This is a genomic window from Larkinella harenae (genome assembly GCF_054780515.1).
On sequence record NZ_BAAGWE010000001.1, the window covers coordinates 1,779,489 to 1,797,469 of the forward strand.

15 protein-coding genes and 1 pseudogene are annotated in these 17,981 nt (G+C 54.3%); 3 read left to right on the forward strand and 13 right to left on the reverse strand.

Annotated features, from left to right (window positions below):
* The first annotated feature begins 726 nt into the window (after window positions 1-726).
* The 3 genes and pseudogenes from ACYVH9_RS07175 to ACYVH9_RS07185 all read left to right on the forward strand — a co-directional run.
* A complete protein-coding gene (locus tag ACYVH9_RS07175) occupies window positions 727-2,058 on the forward strand; it encodes an amidohydrolase (RefSeq protein WP_460635616.1) in 1,332 nt (443 codons plus the stop codon).
* Between the two features lie 236 nt (window positions 2,059-2,294).
* Window positions 2,295-5,165 (forward strand): PVC-type heme-binding CxxCH protein, encoded by a 2,871-nt coding sequence (locus tag ACYVH9_RS07180; protein ID WP_460635617.1) that lies wholly within the window; start codon window positions 2,295-2,297, stop codon window positions 5,163-5,165.
* A gap of 239 nt (window positions 5,166-5,404) precedes the next feature.
* Window positions 5,405-5,684: pseudogene (locus ACYVH9_RS07185) on the forward strand (VCBS repeat-containing protein); the annotation flags it as partial.
* A gap of 7 nt (window positions 5,685-5,691) precedes the next feature.
* Here the strand turns inward: ACYVH9_RS07185 and ACYVH9_RS07190 are convergent.
* The 13 genes from ACYVH9_RS07190 to ACYVH9_RS07250 all read right to left on the reverse strand — a co-directional run bounded on the left by ACYVH9_RS07190 (window position 5,692) and on the right by ACYVH9_RS07250 (window position 17,981).
* Window positions 5,692-6,483, reverse strand: coding sequence for an SDR family NAD(P)-dependent oxidoreductase (locus ACYVH9_RS07190; protein WP_460635618.1), 792 nt, complete (start codon window positions 6,481-6,483; stop codon window positions 5,692-5,694).
* A 91-nt stretch (window positions 6,484-6,574) separates the two neighbouring features.
* Window positions 6,575-7,513, reverse strand: a complete 939-nt coding sequence (locus ACYVH9_RS07195) for an aldo/keto reductase (protein ID WP_460635619.1) — start codon at window positions 7,511-7,513, stop codon at window positions 6,575-6,577.
* A gap of 8 nt (window positions 7,514-7,521) precedes the next feature.
* Window positions 7,522-8,583 carry a hypothetical protein gene (locus ACYVH9_RS07200; protein ID WP_460635620.1) on the reverse strand — a complete coding sequence of 354 codons (1,062 nt, stop codon included), beginning with the start codon at window positions 8,581-8,583 and terminating at the stop codon, window positions 7,522-7,524.
* Window positions 8,580-9,425, reverse strand: coding sequence for an SMP-30/gluconolactonase/LRE family protein (locus ACYVH9_RS07205; RefSeq protein ID WP_460635621.1), 846 nt, complete (start codon window positions 9,423-9,425; stop codon window positions 8,580-8,582). Before ACYVH9_RS07205 ends, ACYVH9_RS07200 begins: the two co-directional genes overlap by 4 nt.
* Window positions 9,426-9,487: 62 nt before the next feature.
* Window positions 9,488-10,960 carry a M81 family metallopeptidase gene (locus ACYVH9_RS07210; protein ID WP_460635622.1) on the reverse strand — a complete coding sequence of 491 codons (1,473 nt, stop codon included), beginning with the start codon at window positions 10,958-10,960 and terminating at the stop codon, window positions 9,488-9,490.
* Between the two features lies 1 nt (window position 10,961).
* Window positions 10,962-11,351 (reverse strand): RidA family protein, encoded by a 390-nt coding sequence (locus ACYVH9_RS07215; protein WP_460635623.1) that lies wholly within the window; start codon window positions 11,349-11,351, stop codon window positions 10,962-10,964.
* Window positions 11,348-11,992, reverse strand: a complete 645-nt coding sequence (locus ACYVH9_RS07220; RefSeq protein WP_460635624.1) for an RraA family protein — start codon at window positions 11,990-11,992, stop codon at window positions 11,348-11,350. Before ACYVH9_RS07220 ends, ACYVH9_RS07215 begins: the two co-directional genes overlap by 4 nt.
* Entirely contained in the window at window positions 11,989-13,257 is a 1,269-nt protein-coding gene (locus ACYVH9_RS07225) for an MFS transporter (RefSeq protein WP_460635625.1), read from the reverse strand. The genes ACYVH9_RS07220 and ACYVH9_RS07225 overlap by 4 nt, the downstream gene beginning before the upstream one ends.
* 13 nt (window positions 13,258-13,270) lie before the next feature.
* Window positions 13,271-14,350: a pyridoxal-phosphate dependent enzyme gene (locus ACYVH9_RS07230; RefSeq protein ID WP_460635626.1), complete on the reverse strand. Its 1,080-nt coding sequence runs from the start codon at window positions 14,348-14,350 to the stop codon at window positions 13,271-13,273.
* A complete protein-coding gene (locus ACYVH9_RS07235) occupies window positions 14,347-15,162 on the reverse strand; it encodes an SDR family NAD(P)-dependent oxidoreductase (RefSeq protein ID WP_460635627.1) in 816 nt (271 codons plus the stop codon). The genes ACYVH9_RS07230 and ACYVH9_RS07235 overlap by 4 nt, the downstream gene beginning before the upstream one ends.
* On the reverse strand, window positions 15,152-16,072 hold the full coding sequence (locus ACYVH9_RS07240) for a succinylglutamate desuccinylase/aspartoacylase family protein (RefSeq protein WP_460635628.1): 921 nt from the start codon (window positions 16,070-16,072) through the stop codon (window positions 15,152-15,154). Before ACYVH9_RS07240 ends, ACYVH9_RS07235 begins: the two co-directional genes overlap by 11 nt.
* A gap of 1 nt (window position 16,073) precedes the next feature.
* Window positions 16,074-16,856, reverse strand: coding sequence for an SGNH/GDSL hydrolase family protein (locus ACYVH9_RS07245; protein ID WP_460635629.1), 783 nt, complete (start codon window positions 16,854-16,856; stop codon window positions 16,074-16,076).
* A gap of 18 nt (window positions 16,857-16,874) precedes the next feature.
* Window positions 16,875-17,981 (reverse strand): sialidase family protein, encoded by a 1,107-nt coding sequence (locus ACYVH9_RS07250; protein WP_460635630.1) that lies wholly within the window; start codon window positions 17,979-17,981, stop codon window positions 16,875-16,877.

Sequence of the window (17,981 nt, forward strand, 5' to 3'; positions counted from 1 at the left end):
AAGATTTGTTTATTATATGGTGTTGTCTGTCAGTAAGTTATTTTTTGGTGATTAGAATCTTTTTAATCTTTTTCTAAGTAAAAATATTTCGCTAACAACGAAGTTACACCAACTGGACGAAGTTGAGGCTGGGCGAATTTGCTCAATTCGAACGTGCCAATAATCAGGCCAGGGAATATCCGATATGCGATGGAGAACGATTAGTTTTTAACGTTCTATCTTTCTCACAGAATGGCCTGCGTACACACAAATACTGGCACGGGACAAGCTGGAGCGTGGCTCTGGCCGTTAGGAAAGATTTTGGCGGAGCGAACTACTAAGCAGAGAACCGCTGCCGAACAGTTCAGTACCTCATTCTGGTAAAAAATGGCTGTTTGGAGAGCAATAGTGTCTGGAAACGCCGGAGAAACCGTTGCCGGGTTCGATTATCCGCAAAGGGCCATCAGCCGGTCAGGGCGTCGTTTTCTCAGCATTGTTGGTAATCTTCCAGATAATCGGGCTATTGGCGCTGGAGTAGCTATAAAACAACGTGACACATCATCGCCGTAGGAAGGCTACTAATTTTTTTATAAATCTGTATTTTAATTCAAATTATGGGTGATAATAATTCAAAAATCATCGCATAATACCTTATTATCAAAGATTTAGTAAATTCTTACGGTATTTGTTTGCTGCACTTGAGCCATGATTCCAAAAAACGCTTTCAACAAATTTATTACCCGAACGATGAGGGACGCTTCACTGCTTTGTGCGTCCATGCTAGTGTCAACGGCAGCTCTTTATGCGCAGTCGCCCCTGAAAAGCCAGATCAATAAAACCGCCGATGGGCTTGAAAAAAAGATCGTTAGCTGGCGCCGGGATATTCACCAGAATCCGGAGTTGGGAAACCGTGAGTTTCAGACTTCTGCCAAGGTGGCCGCTCACCTCCAGGCGTTGGGAATGGACGTCAAAACCAACGTGGCCAAAACCGGGGTGGTCGGCATCCTGAAAGGCGGAAAGCCCGGCCCCGTTGTGGCGTTGCGGGCTGATATGGATGCACTGCCGGTGACGGAGCGGGGCGACCTGCCGTTTAAATCCAAGGCCACGACGGAATACAACGGCCAGCAATCGGGCGTGATGCATGCCTGTGGGCACGATTCGCACGTCGCCATCATGATGGGTGTTGCGGAGGTATTGGCCGGTGTTAAAAACGAGTTGAAAGGTACGGTGAAGTTTATTTTTCAACCCGCGGAAGAAGGCGCGCCGGCGGGCGAAGAAGGCGGAGCGCAGTTGATGGTGAAAGAAGGCGTACTGGAAAACCCGAAAGTCGATGCCATTTTTGGATTGCATATCAACTCCCAGACCGAAGTCGGAACGATCAAATACCGTCCCGGGGCAACAATGGCTGCGGTTGACTTTTACAGCATCAAGGTGAAAGGCAAACAAACCCACGGGGCGGCCCCTTGGTCGGGTGTCGATCCCATCGTTACCTCTTCGCAGATTGTGATGGGGCTACAAACCATCGTAAGCCGGAACCTCCCGATCACGGAGTATCCCGCGGTTGTTACGGTGGGCGCAATGCACGGCGGCATCCGGCAGAATATCATTCCGGAAGAAGTAAACATGATTGGCACGATTCGGTCTTTTACGCCGGAAATGCAGAAAACAATCCACCGTCGGATCAACGAAATAGCCACCAATGTGTCGGAAAGCGCCGGCGCCAAGGCTGATGTTAAAATTGATGTGATGTATCCGGTAACGTACAACGACCCCGCCCTGACCGATCAAATGGTGCCCACGCTCGAAGCCGTCGCCGGAAAAGACAAGGTGCACATTCGCCCCCTGGATACGGGTGCGGAGGATTTTTCCTTTTTTCAACAAAAGGTGCCGGGCTTTTTCTTCTTTCTGGGTGGGATGCCGAAAGGAAAAAAACTGGAAGAAGCGGCTCCCCACCACACCCCCGACTTTTTTATCGATGAAAGCGGATTTGGATTGGGTGTCAAGGCCCTCTGCCACCTGACGGTCGATTATATGGATCAATGGAAAGGAAGCGGCACTGCGGGTAGCAAAAGAAAGTAATACCGTTGGGTAATGATTTGAGCAACGGTTTTCCACGGCTTTTTACCGCCCGATTGCGTGTGTTGGCCCAATGAGCAGGCTGTACAGGATAGAATGTTGATCATTCAGTCACTGCCCGGTCTGCTCATTTTGCTTTAGCAGGAAAACAGCAAAAGCCTGGAAACTTGCCTTGTTATCAGTAGGGTTTTTTTATACTTTTAACGAGAATATTCCTAAGCATTCGACGGCCCTCAATCATGTACAGATTCCGTTTGGTCACCCTTTTTCTGGGCACCACTCTTTTCTTCACTCAAACGCACAGCCAGGCCCAGACTTCCAAAAACCGGGCTGCTGTTCAGGATACCGCTAAAGTTGACCGGGATTACAAACTGGAAGCTACTATGCTGGGCTTTTTCGGGAAAGATGGTGCCCGCAACCCGACTTTAAAAGCCAACAGGGGCGACCGGGTTCGGATCACGATCACCAACGGCGAGGTTATGACGCATGATATTGCCCTGGAAAAGCTGAAAGTAAAGAGTAAAACCATTCTGGAGAAAGGCTCCAGTACCAGCATTACGTTTCGGGCCGATCAGAACGACACCTACTATTGTTCGGTGCCGGGCCACCGTGGTGCCGGGATGGTCGGCAGTTTCGAGGTGGTCGAAGGCCCCATCGCCGACGTGACGGTAGCCGGGCAAACCCCCATGAAAGACGGAAAACCGCTGAATCTGAATTTTGAAACAGGAACCTTGCAGGACTGGAAGGCCACGGGAGACGCCTTTGTTAACCCCTTGTTCAGTACTGATCCCTCGCCGGTACATGAAAAAGACATGACGATCGGTTTCGGAGGGAAATACTTTCTGAGCAGTGGGGGAACGGTTAATTATAAACAAATGGGTACCCTGACCTCCGTGCCGTTCAAAGTGACACAGCCTTTTGCCTCCTTTAAAGTGTCGGGTGGTGCTTTGCAGGACACGCGCGTCGAAATTGTGCAGGCGGCTACCAACAAGGTTATCTACCACATTACCGGCCAGGGGCGCGCTACACTTCAACCTACGGTAGTAGACCTTCAGCCGTACCTGAACCAGGAGATTTTTATTCGGATTGTCGACAATGAAACCGGTATCTCGCAAATACCGTACATCCCAAACGACAAGTGGGCACATATCAATTTTGATGATTTTCAATTCTACGCCACGCGACCCAATTTCCCGAATGAGCTGAAACCGAAGGACATCATTATTCTGCCCCCCCTGGACCCCGTTCTGCACGCCGGGCTTTCGGGCATCGAAGCGGCCAGGGCCATGACGCCACCCAAGGGTTTTAAAGTTACACTAGCCGTGTCTGAACCGGAGCTGGTCAAGCCAATCTGCTTTACCATTGATGCCCGCGGGCGGCTCTGGGTTGTTGAATCGCATACGTATCCCATTCCGGCACCGGAGGGGCAGGGCCGGGACCGCATCCTGATCTTTGAGGACACCAACGGCGATGGCACGCTGGACAACAAGAAAATTTTTGCCGAAGGGCTGAATCTGGTCAGTGGCATTGAGGTCGGTATGGGGGGCGTATGGCTCGGAGCCGCTCCCTATCTGCTGTTTATTCCCGCCGACTTCAAAAATGACAAACCAACCGGACCCGCTCAGAAATTGCTCGATGGCTGGGGAACGCAGGATACCCACGAAACCCTGAACAGTTTGCGTTGGGGCCCCGACGGCTGGTTGTACGGCAACCACGGCGTGTTTACCCACTCGAACGTTGGCAAACCGGGCGCGCCGGATTCGGAGCGGACCAAACTAAATGCCGGAGTCTGGCGGTATCATCCAACAACCCAACAGTTTGAGCTATTTGCCGAAGGAACCAGCAACCCTTGGGGACTGGATTTCAACGATTATGGCCACGCGTTTATCACGGCCTGCGTGATTCCGCACATGTACCACATGATTCAGGGCGGACGCTACCAACGGCAGGCGGGCAAGCATTTCAACCCCTATACCTACGACGACATCAAAACCCACGCGGACCACGTTCACTGGCTGGGCGAACGCGGACCGCATGCCGGTAATTTCCGGTCGGCAGCGGCCGGGGGCGGACACGCCCATTCCGGCGCTATGATCTATCTCGGCAACAGCTGGCCGCAGGAATACCGCAATGATATATTCATGAATAACATCAACGGTGCCCGGCTGAACCACGATCATCCGGCGCGGTCGGGATCGGGCTATACAGTAACCCACAAGCCGGATTTCCTGGCCATGAACGATTCCTGGTCGCAGTGGCTGAATATGAAATACGATGCCAGTGGTTCGGTCTTTGCCATTGACTGGTACGACAAAAACCAGTGCCACAGTGCCAACCCGGATGTGCATGATAAAACAATGGGCCGGATTTTCAAGATTACGCACGACAACGACAAATGGGTGCAGGTCGATCTAAGCAAAGCGTCGGATCTGGAACTGGTAAAATACCAGCTTCACGGCAATGAGTGGTATGTCCGGCAGGCACGTACGCTTTTGCAGGAGCGTGGCCCGAACAAAAAAGTACACAAGGCTTTAAAGGAAATACTCGCTAAAAATCCGGATGCGACCCGGAAACTCCGGGCACTCTGGGCGCTTCATGTTACAAAAGGGCTGACCGAAAAAGAGCTGGCTGATTTGCTGGGCAACGAAAATGAATACGTCCGCAGCTGGGCCGTTCAGTTGCTGGCGGAAGACAAAACCGTTACACCCGAAACCATGAAGCGACTGACGGATCTGGCTAAAAACGATAATTCTGCGCTGGTGCGGCTTTACCTGACTTCGGCCATGATGCGCCTGGAACCGAATCAGCGTTGGGAAGTTCTGGAGGCCCTGGCGCAGAAGGCAGAAGACAAAGACGATCACAACCTGCCGTTGATGGTGTGGTATGCCTCTGAACCGCTGGTGGCAATTGACATGAAACGAGCGCTGGAAATGGCTCAGAAAGCAAAATTGCCGAAGCAACTGCCCTACACGGTTCAACGCATCGGGGCGCTGGGAACGGATGATGCCAAAAAACTACTGAAGGAATTAAACAACCGCGTGGGCCAGCGGGAACATTCGCACGAAAATCACGAGTTGCAGGCGTTGATTTCGAAAGTATTGGAAGAGTAAGATTCTTTTCAGGCAACCTCAACTGGATTGCCAGCCAAAACCGTCGATACCTGTTGAGCGGGTTGCTGTTGTTGGGATACCTGACAACCGGCTATGGGCAGGAAAAACCGTTGTTCAACCTGCGGAAGCAGATGGTAACGGATACGCCAACGGCAGGTAAGTTAGCCAAACCCGTGGTGCCGGGCGGTGACTTCAAAAAGACCAAACTGACAGGGGATTTCATTTCGGAAGGTGTGGCCGTGGCGGATTTGAACGGTGACAGGCGCGCCGATTACATCACGGGCAAGCGGTTTCTGGCGCACCACGGTCGTGATCCCGGCGATAGTGACTAGGCCATTTTGTTGTGGTTTGAATTTACCCCCGGCAACGAACCGTATTTCAGGGAGCACGCTATCGACAACGATTTCGGGCGCCGGGCTCAACATCGTGGTGCAGGATCTGAACAAAGACGGAAAACCGGATATTGTGGTAGCCAACAAAAACGGCGTTTTCCTGTTTGAGAACCAGATCCGGAAATAAAAGGGACCTACCAGCTGGTCCAGCCGCCGTCGACCAGCAAATTCTGGCCCGTTACAAAAGCAGAAGCCTCCGACGCCATGAAAACGACGGGTCCTTTGATATCGTCGTCATCAGCGAAGCGACCGAGGGGCGTCAGCCGCTTATAATTCGCCACAAATTCTTCCTTTCCGCTCATTTGCTCAACCCCCGGACCGTAACCACCCGGACTGATGCAATTGGCTCGAATGTTGTCTTTTCCGTAGAAGTTCGCCAGCCATTTTGTAAAGCCCACCATGCCCCACTTATCGTAGGTGTAGTTGACCGGACTGCTCATACCTGTATCGCCATAGACCGGAAAATGAGGCCCCACGGCGCCCTGAATGGAGCTGATGTTGATGATGTTGCCGGATCGCTGCGGTTTCATGACTTCAATCACGGCTTTGGTGATCAGGACCAGGCCGGTCGCATTGATACGCTGGGCTTTTTCCCAACTGGCTTTTTCAATGTCTTCCAGGTTGTGAAATCCTTCCCGCGAAACGGCATTGTTGACCAGCACATCAATGCGGCCAAACTGATTTTTTACCGCATCGACAAACGATTGGATTGATTTCTCTTCCTCCAGATTCAAGGCAAAACCTTCGGCCCGAAAGCCATTTGCGCGGATGGATTCGGCAAACCGGCGGCATTTGTCACCGTCGCGGGAAGCGATCAGGACCGTAGCACCCGCTTCGGCCAGCGCCCACGAAATGGGCGTGCCAAAAAAGCCCGCTCCGCCCGTGACGATGACTATTTTACCTTCCAGACTAAATAAATGGTTCATGATGTACGGTTTTGGATTAGAGAACGTGGGGCAGGATTTGTGATCTGCCTTAACGGCTATTACCATCGGCGTTCGTACGCTAGGCGGTATTTTACAACACCCATAAACCCGGCGTAATAATCGCTTCATCCATTTGCTGAAATACATCCTGCATTTCGGTCCTTACTGACGCTGGAATGGCCGGACCGTTCAGCAATTCAATGTTCTGCCGGATTTGAGCCTCGTTCACGGCCCCAAAAACAAGGCTATTTACGGCAGGCAAATCCCGGACGAACGAAAAAGCGAGCTGGGCAATGGATAAGTGGGTCTGCTCCGCCATTTTTTGTAAACGCTTTAGATGACAACCGGCGTTTTTCAGGTTGCCGCTTAGTTGGTCGGGTTTCATGAAAAACAGTCCCTGCAGGAATACGCTGCGGGCAAACACCAGTTTGGAGCTCAAGGCAAGCTGGTCCAAAACCCCATTTTGGAGGAGTCGCTGGTCGAAAATATTCAGCGGAATCTGGAGTGCTTCCACTTCGTTTTCCGTCAGAGAGGCTGCAACATCCTCGGGGCAATACGCCGATAAACCCCCTATATCAATTAGGTCTTCTTCCTGGAGCTGGCGCAGCAACGTGGGCAACAGTTTCATCACCGCATCGATCGGTTCCGCGCCTTTGTGCAACAGGCAGACCGGCAGTTTATCAATTTTGAGCGTATCGACGGATTGCTTAACACTGTTGTAGACCTCGTTCCAGGCGCGGTTTGGATGAGAGAGATGACCGGGGCTGATCTTGAATTTGGAAACCAGATGAATGGGCTGTGCCAGAGGTTGGGTAGTCAGAAAATCACCCAAAATTTGTTCGGAATGGCCATACTGCCGGGCCGTATCGAGCGTATTAATGCCCGCTTCGGCGGCATACCTCAGCATTCGAAAGCTCTCCTGGGAATCAGGAATACCACCGGAGTTGGAAATACCGTAGTTGAGTCCCAACTGTACCGTTCCCAAGGTAAGTTGCGAAAACCGGTAGCTGCGAAAGGTTGTGTAATTCATGAGTTGGGTTACTTGACACTGATGACAGAAGGGGTTCGAATTCCAGGCTTGATTTCTCCACTGACATACACCCACTGATTGTTCCAGAACACAACCGGTAGCGTAACCCGTGCCGGAATCCGGGTTTGCTGACCGAGGTATTCCCAGCGGTCAGTTTGCGGGAAATAGTACAGCAGACTTTGAATAATTCCGGGATGTGTTGCTGGCGTTTGGTAAGCCGCCGTGACTGCATCAACACCCCCCCAGACCAGAAAGCGGTCGTTGTGCAGCACCGGTAAAACCGTTCCACCCGCCGACAAACCGCGGGGCATGGTGGCTAGCTTTTCCCAGTGGCTGGTCCACTTTCCATCTTCCGATTTGAGTTGTAACCGGTAGGAATCCAGTAAAATAGAGCGGTAAGTAGCGCCTTTGGAATTTGTGGCTACGGTTTCTCCGCCAAACAGGTAGAAATGATTATCATAAACGCTGCAAACCGGAAATAACCGTTCCGGCCCCGGCCAGGCTTCCATTTCCATCCAGCCTTGCGACGGATTTTTTAAATCCAATAAAAAGCACTTTTTCAAGGCGGGGCCGGTGGGAGACGAGCTGCCCCCAGCGATGAGAATAACATCACCCAGCAGCGTGCCAGCCAAGTTAGCCAGCGGAATCGGGAGGTCTGGATAACGGGCTTGCTTTAATCGCTGACCGGTCCACTCGTACCCTACAACGCGACTCAGGTGGCCCTGTTCGTTGCTGCCCCCAATCAGAATCACGGTATGCTGGTACGAAACCGTAACCCCGTACCCCGAAGGTTCCGGCAGTTTTTCGGTGGCTTTTTGCCACGATTTCCCGTCGGCCAGCACGTAAATGTCGTCGTACCATTTCTTTTTTCCCCCTTCCCACGGGAATCGTTCGGGGAAATTGGCTCCGCCCAGGGCCAGCAACGCGCCGTGGCTGGTTCCTGCGTACATGCCAGCCCAACCCTTTCCGCCCGGAAGAGCGGGTAATTCGTTCCATTCCAGCGTCGATTGGGCGACGGTTTTGAGGGCAATTACCATAATGAGTACTAAAAAAGGAATACGTTGTTTCATGATTGTTCGGATGGAAAATAAACCGTTACCAGCACGGCACCACCCGGGCCCGGTTCGCCGGAGCCGCCGGTAACCAGCAGAACTTTTCGGTCGGGGGCATCGGAAACCAGACAGACGTTGCTGGTCAGCGGCAGCGTCGTGTCGATGGAAAAGAGCCAGTGCCCCTGCGCGGAAAGTACCTGGAGCGCTTGCATGCCGTAATGCGCCACCCAGATGCGGCCCTGCTGATCCAGGGCCAAGCCGTCGGGCAGGTTATGGATCGGGTTGGCCAACGAATGGTGGGGAAGATTGACAAAGACCTGCGGTTTCCCCCGTGCCAGTCCCGGTTCGGATAATTCGATAACCAAAATACGGTTTTGGTAACTCTCGGCGACGTACAACCGTTTTTCGTCCGGGGAAAGCACCAGGCCGTTCGCGTAGTCAATGCCGTTGGCCACCAGCCGTTCGGTGCCGTGAGAATCTTTAAAAAATACCTTCCCGTCAACGCGGATTGAATCGGTGAAATACAGATTTTCCTGCGAGTCCAGGAGCAGATCGTTGGGTGATTGAACGATTGCGCCCGCGCAAAACCGGTGAAGGACCGAGCGCTGAAACCGTCCGTTGGTATCAAACTCATGGATGGCGGCCTGTTGTGGGTCACACACCCAATGAAGGCCATCGGACCGGATAAACTGCCCATTGGGGCAACCGTATTTTCCCCAGACCGACTGCTTGCCCTGCGTATCCAGCCGAATAATTTCGCCACCCGTCAATGTCGTTATGTAAAAATTTCCCTCCCGATCCACCGCCGGGCCTTCGGTGTAAAACGGAAAATTAAACAGCTTTTTAACGGTATAGTGCATAGCGTTTACGGTCTTCGGTTTACCGGTGCTGACGCATTTAGCACCGGTAAACCGTAATCCAATTATTCAAATGGAAACAGTGGTTTTCGACGGTCTTGGTACGCAAATAACGTCATGTCGGCTTGCGTGACGCCGGGGGTATCAACCTGCACGATGGACGGGCAAACTGGGGCGTAGGCGGCAATTGGCGCGTTGACACCCTTGGCAACAATCACGGCAAATGATTCCGGATCGAGGACGAACGCCGTCATCTGACGGAGACTGTAGGGCGGGGTGCGCCGGGTGGTCAGCATAATTGTATTTCCGGCCCGGGTTCGTACGATGGCGGTTTTTCCCATGTCGTAATTCACAAATCCGCCGTGTTTGGGGGTCGACTCGGTAAATTTGCCGTTGGAAAGTTGCTGGAGTGTCACCTCGGTTTCGTACGTTTTCCCAGCGGGTCCCATCCCCAACCGAAACCAGTCGCCCGGTTGCTGACTGCTCGCTTCGCTGACGGCCAGCGGATCGTATAAACAGGTAAAAACCGGTGAAACGGATGCTTCTTCCAGAGCCTTCAGCAAGTGAATGCTATTGCCGGGGGCGCCACCGCCGACGTTGTCGCCCATGTCCAGCATCAGCACCGGCTGGGGCAATGTTGCCAGCGTCGGTACTACCGCAGCGATGCTCGTTTTTGACCCGTTGAACGTTTCTTTGCGGTGCAGCATATAGTCGGAAAGCTGCTGGCCTGCTGCCTGAAGACGGTTTCGGACGTCCGCCTTGTTCCGTTCATCCGCCACCAGGATAAAAGCCGATCCCATTTCCGGTACATCGGCATACGGGAAACCCAGCAACACGCTGGCCGACAGCAATGTTTGCGCTTCCCGAACCGTCTGAACCTGCTCATAAAGGCTTCGGCAAGGGTCCTGGGTCGTGTATTGCTGCTCAATGCTGATGGCCAACGGGAGCTGAACCAGTTGCTGTACCGGCCGGATCGTACCCCGAAGGGTTTCCACTAACAGTTCGGCGGCTTTCTGGCCCGTTGCCCGCTGATCGATGTGCGGGTTCGTTGCGTAAGCGACCAGCGCATCGGTTGCCGTTGTCATGGCCGGGCTGACGTTGGCGTGCGGGTCAAGCGTACCAATGAGTGGAATTTCGGGGCCCAGTTTTTCCCGGAGCACATTCAGCCAATGACCGTCCATATCGGGATAGAACTCCGCAACGCCAGCCCCGTGCGGCACCACCACGCAGCCGTCCACCGGCAATACCGCGTCGAGGGCCGTCATCATTTCGTTCAGCAACGCTTCGTAGGTCGCTTTTTGAATGACCCCACCCGGGGTGGCGGCTGCGTACCAGACCGGCACCAGCTCCATATCCGCGCACCGGTCGATGACGTCGATGATCCCGCTGATTTCGTGGTGAGCGCCCTGGTATTCCCGGCGGATGGCTTCTCCCGGCAACCAGTACCCGTTCCGGAAATCGTCCAGCGTAGTGGGCGTTTCGATGAAAGTGTTGGTTTCGTGGTAGATACCCAGCAGGGCAATTCGTTTCTTTATCATTTCAACGGTTTTTGCCGACATAAATAACCGCATCCACCTCAAACTTCAGCAGGTCGCCGAGGCAGCCGATGAGCGTGGTTCGGGCCGGGTAGGGCGCGTTGAAATAGTCGCGGTAAATGGCGTTGAATTCGGCCAAGTATTCCTGTTTGCCCACGTAGTTGCGAACCTGAACGGCGTCATCCAGACTGGCTCCGGCGGCTTCCACAATCCGCTTCAGGTTCCCGAACGACCGGCGGCATTCGCCTTCGAACGTATCGTTAACAATCGCGCCGGTATCATCGACCGAGGCTTGGCCGGACACAAACAGGTAGTCACCCGATACAATGCCGGGAGAAAAGGGGAGGTGACTTTTGGGGAGATTAGCTCCCGAAACAACTTCTTTTTTGCTCATAATACACCAAATTTCTGGTAAGCTTCTTCGGCTTTCATGCCGTTTTTAATGGCATTCCGCGTGATGTTCTCGGCGGAAACTTTCTGTAGCGCAGCGGCAATAACCTGTTCTTCCACCTCTTTGGGAATCACGACAATGCCGTCTTCATCGGCCAAGACCAGATCGCCGGGGCGGAAGGAAACGCCGTCAATTTCGACGGTTACATCCAGATCAATGACCCGCTGACGGTTTTGACTGTCGTAGGGATTGCGCGAGGTAGCAAATACGGGAAATTGCATCGCCCGCATTTTGTCAATATCGCGAACGCCACCGTGGACAATAACGCCCACACAACCGCTGTTGCGGGCAGCTGTCGATAGCAGTTCACCCCAGATACCGGAACGGTTTGAACCGCCCGCTGCCGCAATCAGAACGTCATCGGGTTGGCAGGAGTCGACGGCTTTCAGCTCCAGCTCGTAGGGATTCGGGTCCCGGTCGAACATATCCGCCCATAGCGTCGTTTTGCAGCGTCCAAACAATGTAGGAATACCGGTGTAGGCGTGAAAAGGGATGCGGGTGGCTTGGTTTGTATAACCGAGTTGGTCGAGCACATCCGACAGAACGGCTACGTACAGCTCTTTTTTTAATTCTTCAAAGTTCATTTGACTAACTGTTTATCAGGTAATTCGGTCGATTCAGGGGTGTTCTCTTCGTTGGGTTTGATGGTGTACAACAAACCGGCGGAAATCAGCAGGGTGAGGGCGGCAAACTGAAACATCCGGCTGAGGTTGATGTCGGCATCCCGCAGGATACCACCAGCGTATAATCCAATACCTCCCACAATGCAGGCCACCAGATTCAGCACGCCGTAGCCCGTAGCCCGGTAGCGCGGATCGGCAATCAGGCAGAGAATCGGCATCATGTTGGCGTCGAGGAAGGTGCGGGTAAAGGCGTAAATCATGAAACAACCAATGGCAATCGGGAGAATGCTGGTGCTGCTGGCCAGGAAAATACCCGGCGCGGCTACCACCAGCCCGATGAACGGAACCAGGATGCGGCCACGCGGGTTGGTTCGGCTCCAGCGGTCGGCCAGAAAACCGCCCGTCAGGACGCCCACCAGCGAAGCCGTGTGAAAATAACCGGTGGCATACAACCCCGCTACGGTTTGCGACAGGTTAAACTCTTCCTTGTAATACGTGGGTAGCCAACCGACCACCAGCCAGCTCACAATGCCGCCCAGTCCCCAGAGCATCAGCGCGATCCGGTAGGATTTTCGCCGAAACAGGTCTGTCAGGGCCGCTTTGAAGCTGATCGGTGGTACTGTGGACGTGGATGGTGTCATTTCCGGTTGGTTCGAAGAGGGATCGCGGAGCACCAGCGCCAGCAGCACCGCATAACCGATCCCGATCAGACCAAAAACTCCAAAAGCGTAGCTCCAGCTGTGGTTTTCGGCCAGCCAGCCACCGATGAAGCCCAGGCTTTGACCCACCATGATACCGCCCATGTGGATACCTGTGGCCAGCGAACGGGTGGAACCCCGGTGGTAATCAACAATAAGCGCCAGAGCCGCCGGAATGTAGCACGCTTCACTGATGCCCATCAGGGCGCGGGTCAATAGCAATTCTTCGAACGTCGTGGCCCGGGCCGTAAACCAGGTAACGATGGACCAGACGAACAGACTGCCGATGATGACGCGGCTGCGGTTAAACCGGTCGGCCAGGTAACCCGCCAGGGGACTCAGCAACCCGTAAATCCAGAGAAAAACCGATGTCAGGAGCCCAAATTGCCCGTCGGTCATCGGTATTTCGGCCAGAATGGAGCTGCGCATGGTAGTGATCATCATCCGGTCCAGGTAATTCAGGCAACCAACCACACAGAGCAGTCCGACGACCAGCCAGGGATAAAAAGACGATTTGGGTGCAGGCATAGCGAATACGGTTTTATAAAAACGGCTGAATACGTTCAACCGTCTGGGTTACATCAACGGTGGGCACGGCGGGTAAGCCAAACGTTTGCTCCACGGAAATCATATCTTTAAAACCGCTGCCCGTGACGAGACAAACGACGGTTTGGGTCGGGTCAACTTCGTTCCGGCGAACGGCATCTTCCAATCCGGCCAGGGCCACCGCACCGGCAGGTTCACTAAAAATGCCTTCCTGCTGCGCCAGCGCTTTCTGCCACGCAAAAACCCGTTCGTCCGGCACAACGTAGCCGTTGCCGCCCGTTTTTCGGCAGTTCGCAATGACGTGGTTGCCGTCGATGACGCCAGCCACCTGCAAACCGCTGACGCGGGTGGTGGATTGGGAAACCGCCCGGGCCTGCCCCTGTTGGTTCCGCAAGGCGCTGGCGATGGTGTCGTTTCCTTCGGGCTGGACACAGTTGACTTTGGCCCGCCCGTTTTCGGCCAGAACACCCCGCGTAATAGCCAGCGTTAACCCTCCTCCGCCCGCCGGAGCGAAAATATGATCAATTCTGCCATCCAGCGTTTCCAGAATTTCGGCGGCTATTGTCTGCACGCCCTGCATGGCCGACGGGCAGTACCGATACGCGCTGATTGGCAAGGGAATACCGTGTTGATTACACAGCTTTTCGAGGTCCTTGAATACGGTTTCGGTAACGCCCGGGTCCTTGCCAAAACCGCTGACCATAAAAAGGGTGGCCCCGTACAACTGCATCTGCCGGATTTTGGGCAGGGGAGCGCCGTCGACAATAACCAGAAAACAGGTCATTCCGGCGGCTGCACAATAGGCCGATAAAGCCGCTCCGGTATTGCCGCTGGAGGTGGCCACGCAGACTTTCTGGCCCCTGGCCTGCATTTCACTGACCAGAACGGCCGCAAAACGATCCTTGTACGAGCCGGTCGGGTTGAGGTTTTCCAGTTTGAAATACAGGTTTTTGATACCCAGCGAGGCCCCAATAGTCCGCGATCGGACCAGCGGAGTTTGTCCTTCGCCGAGCAGCACCTGGTGTTCGGGAGGTACCCGTGGTACGTGGTTGTCGTAGGTCCAGATGGTCTTCAAAACTCGTCGGGAAATTGTAAGTTTTTGATGGAATAAGGATTGAAATTGGCTTTGAAACCGCCATCGAGCGTCAGCGTAGTTCCGCTGATGTAGGAAGCCCCCGGGCTGCTCAGCCAGAAAATGGCTTCGGCCACTTCCTGCGCCTGACCACCCCGCGCCAGCGGAATGAAATCGGTGAGCTCGCGCGTCAGGCGGGCGCTGATGTTGGTGCCATCCGGGTTGGTATAATCATTGCTGAGCTCGGTTTCGATGTAGCCCGGTGCTACACCAACTACCCGGATACCGTTGCGACCGTACGTGATCGCTAGCTCCGCCGTCAGGCTTTCCAGGGCTCCTTTGGCCGCAATATAGGCCGGTCCGCAGCCGGAAGGTCGGTCGGCCATGACGCTGGACAGGTTCACCACAACCCCGCCCTGGTCCTGTTTCTCCATAACCCGGGCCACCTGTTGGGTCAGAAAAACCGGTGCGGTCAGGCAGACGCGCAGGGTTTTCTCCCAGGTTTCGAGCGTCATGGTGCGCAGGGTTTCCAGCGTTCGCCAGGCGGCATTGTTCACCAGCACGTCGATCCGTCCCCAGTGCTGAACGGTTTGCCGAATCAGTTCTTCCCAGTAAATAGTTTGCTCCAGATCACCCGCGATGGTCAGGCAATCGATTCCGTAACGGTTTTTCAAGGCGTCGGCCAGCGTGTTCAACGGCTCCCGGGCGATATCGGAGAGCACCAGCCGGGCGTTCGCGCAGGCGAATCGGGTTGCCGTGGCTTGACCGATTCCACCGGCTGCCCCGGTAATGATAACCACGTTGTTAGTCTTCATACAAAATCCGTTTTCCGGCTTTTTCGATGGGCAAAATACCCCCCAGGGCATCGCCTTTGGTTACTTTTACGGTTGTGCGGAGCAGAAAGGCCAGTCCGTTTTCGGTGGCCAGCACCTCGGTTTTTTCGCCCGATAGAGGGTCGGTCACGCTTCCCCAGCGTTCGCCCGCTTTTACCCAGTCACCGGTTTTTACAGCAGCGGCAAAGATTCCGCTGGCGGGCGAGGGCATCTTGGCTTGCAGGTGCCCGCTGTCGGGCCGGTGATCTTCTACCCAAAACCGTTCGGCTACTGGCTGTGTCTGCCCCGGTTCGTCGATCAGGCCCAGGATTTTGAGCAGGTTGATAAAACCGTCCTGATAGGCCGCAACGACCGGTGGCCGAAGGCCGGTTCCGCCCCCGTATTCGAGGTAAATAGCCGGGATATTGGCGTCGCGGGCGACCGAAAGCGTCCTGCCGCCGGGTCGATAATCGGTCCCCCAGATCATCGGCAGGTTGTAGGCCAGTGCCATTTGTTGTTGTTTCTCCAAGATTTCCGGCGATGGATGCAGCATGTAACCTGCCATCGGAAAAATATCGTAAGCCAGTCCGCCAGTATGCATATCGACCAGGTAATCGGCCTGCCGGATGAGCGTGGAAAGACTATCGGCGGTTTGTTCCGAAACCGTACCATCGGCTTTTCCCGGACAGATCCGGGCCAGATCCAGGCCGTCGGCTCCGCAGCGATTAGCCTGCTGATACGCGCTCTCGTTCACCACCGGAACGATGGTTACGGAACCCGAAGAGAGCTGGTTGCCCAGTTCGTGCGCCAACGCGCTGGCGGCCAGAATCGGTTCGTATTCGTCGCCGTGTACGCCCGCAACCAGCAGAACGTGAGGCCCCGGCAACGGACCTTTTAGTTGTTTTACGTTCATTTCAATGTTCTCCTTCGTAATACGGCCCTCCGCAGGTGGGTTCTTTCGGGTCAAAAATTGAAAGCGATTTGAACAGCAGCCGGGCGATTTCCTGGTGGCCCCGTCCGTTGGGATGCAGCGGATCATTCAGCCACTCCCGGTTTACGTTTACATCGGCGACGGTTTGCCAATGGCGGTTGTGATCGACCAGAACGACCTGTTTTTGCTCGGCTATCGTCCGAATGACTGGAATATATGCCGGGAGCGTTTTGCGATCGGGCGCTTTTTCCAACATGATCGGGTTTGGTGTATGCAGAACCGGTACGGCTTTCAGCGCCCGAATCTGTTCAACAATGGTGTTCAGGTTTTGCGCAAAAAGGTCCGGCGTCATCCCGGCCCGTGCGCAGTCGTTGGTGCCAATCATCAGGGAGACCACCGCCGGTTTGAACTGCGCGACCCGCCAGTCAAAATCGCTGAGGATATTCGGAATGGCGTTGCCGCTGATACCGGTGTTGATCACCAGATCGCGCACCCGCTTCAGTTCCCAGCGAATTCGTTCGGCGAAAATTTCCGGGTAGCTACGAAAACCGTGCGTGTGCTTGGCACCGTGCGTGATGCTGTCGCCGGTAAAGAGCCAGACCGCTGGTTCCTTCCTTTTCAGCAACGCCTGAAGCTGTTCCTGATCCGGGCCGGTTGCGGTTTTCGAAAAACCGTTTTCCAACGTAGGTGCCCAAACCGTGGGGAAGGCTGTTCCCAGGCCAGCTGTTTTAAGGAATTTTCTACGGGAAAACGGTTCCTGTTTCATCACCAGACGTTTTTGGGGTTACAAGGATGCCAGACTCAACCGGCGGATGCGCGTTACGGATAAATGCGTTTTCTGCTGCTGACTACCGGCGCAGTATCCCAGTAATACATCCTTTTTGGTGAAATGCATAGCGATGTAACAGTACCAGCCATCGGGGTCGGTTTCGATGTTGCGGATGTTCTGCCAGGTTTTGCCCTCGTCTTTCGAAATGGCAACCGTCAACGGGGTGCGTTTATCTTTGATGGCCGGGTTGCTGCCGTCGTTGTTGTTCCAGACCGCAAGAAGATTTCCCGTTGACGGAATTCGGGCGATGGTGGCCGGAGAGACAGGGGACTTCAGCGTGCTGGGTTCGATGTGGCTCCAGGTCTGGCCTTTGTCCTTCGAATACGAAAGCTGCTGACTTCCTCCGCTGGCACGAATAATCATCAGAATTGTGCCGTTTTTTAGTTCCACCAGGCCGGGTTCCTGCGTAATAACATCCGTATTGTTTGGTACGGCTTCACTGGATTTCCAGGTGGCGCCGTTGTCGTCGGAATAGTAGCTGTATAGGGTCGCTTTGTTCTGCCATTTGCCGTTCAGTGATCGATGCAGCGCCACCGCCATGAGCAGTCGCCCGTTTTTGAGTTGAATCACCCGGTTGTTGTTCAGCACAAAATAACCGGCTTTGTCCGTGATGCAGGGGGTAGGAGCGCTCCAGGTTTTGGCCTCATCCGAGGAAATCCGCATCTGAGGAATGCAGTCTTCTTCGGAATTTTTCTTGAGGTAAAATAGCGCAATTTTGCCGTTTTTGAGCCGCAACAGCGAAACCGACATGACATTCATATCGCCTTCCCGCTGCACAACGATTTGATCCTGCTGGCTCCAGGTTTTGCCGCCATCGCTGGAGTACCGGCTGGCGAGGTAGGCCGGGGCGTGGTCGCTGGTGGAAGTACCGGTGTAGCGGCTATAGATAAACAGAATCCGGCCGTCTTTCAGCGTGATGAAGTCGCCCTCGCTGTTGCGCGGATTATCGGGTCCGGGATTCAATTGCAATGCTACGCCCGCGTCCGACTGCGCCTGAATGGTTTGGGGGATGAGTAACGAAAGGGCAAACAGGCAAAGAAAGCTATAGACGGTTTTGATCAT

What these genes read in the sequence shown, in the direction of transcription:
- ACYVH9_RS07175 (WP_460635616.1), top strand. Translation starts at nt 727, where the DNA reads ATGAGGGACGCTTCACTGCTTTGTGCGTCCATGCTAGTGTCAACGGCA.
- ACYVH9_RS07180 (WP_460635617.1), top strand. Translation starts at nt 2,295, where the DNA reads ATGTACAGATTCCGTTTGGTCACCCTTTTTCTGGGCACCACTCTTTTC.
- ACYVH9_RS07190 (WP_460635618.1), bottom strand. Translation starts at nt 6,483, where the DNA reads ATGAACCATTTATTTAGTCTGGAAGGTAAAATAGTCATCGTCACGGGC.
- ACYVH9_RS07195 (WP_460635619.1), bottom strand. Translation starts at nt 7,513, where the DNA reads ATGAATTACACAACCTTTCGCAGCTACCGGTTTTCGCAACTTACCTTG.
- ACYVH9_RS07200 (WP_460635620.1), bottom strand. Translation starts at nt 8,583, where the DNA reads ATGAAACAACGTATTCCTTTTTTAGTACTCATTATGGTAATTGCCCTC.
- ACYVH9_RS07205 (WP_460635621.1), bottom strand. Translation starts at nt 9,425, where the DNA reads ATGCACTATACCGTTAAAAAGCTGTTTAATTTTCCGTTTTACACCGAA.
- ACYVH9_RS07210 (WP_460635622.1), bottom strand. Translation starts at nt 10,960, where the DNA reads ATGATAAAGAAACGAATTGCCCTGCTGGGTATCTACCACGAAACCAAC.
- ACYVH9_RS07215 (WP_460635623.1), bottom strand. Translation starts at nt 11,351, where the DNA reads ATGAGCAAAAAAGAAGTTGTTTCGGGAGCTAATCTCCCCAAAAGTCAC.
- ACYVH9_RS07220 (WP_460635624.1), bottom strand. Translation starts at nt 11,992, where the DNA reads ATGAACTTTGAAGAATTAAAAAAAGAGCTGTACGTAGCCGTTCTGTCG.
- ACYVH9_RS07225 (WP_460635625.1), bottom strand. Translation starts at nt 13,257, where the DNA reads ATGCCTGCACCCAAATCGTCTTTTTATCCCTGGCTGGTCGTCGGACTG.
- ACYVH9_RS07235 (WP_460635627.1), bottom strand. Translation starts at nt 15,162, where the DNA reads ATGAAGACTAACAACGTGGTTATCATTACCGGGGCAGCCGGTGGAATC.
- ACYVH9_RS07240 (WP_460635628.1), bottom strand. Translation starts at nt 16,072, where the DNA reads ATGAACGTAAAACAACTAAAAGGTCCGTTGCCGGGGCCTCACGTTCTG.
- ACYVH9_RS07245 (WP_460635629.1), bottom strand. Translation starts at nt 16,856, where the DNA reads ATGAAACAGGAACCGTTTTCCCGTAGAAAATTCCTTAAAACAGCTGGC.
- ACYVH9_RS07250 (WP_460635630.1), bottom strand. Translation starts at nt 17,981, where the DNA reads ATGATCAAAACCGTCTATAGCTTTCTTTGCCTGTTTGCCCTTTCGTTA.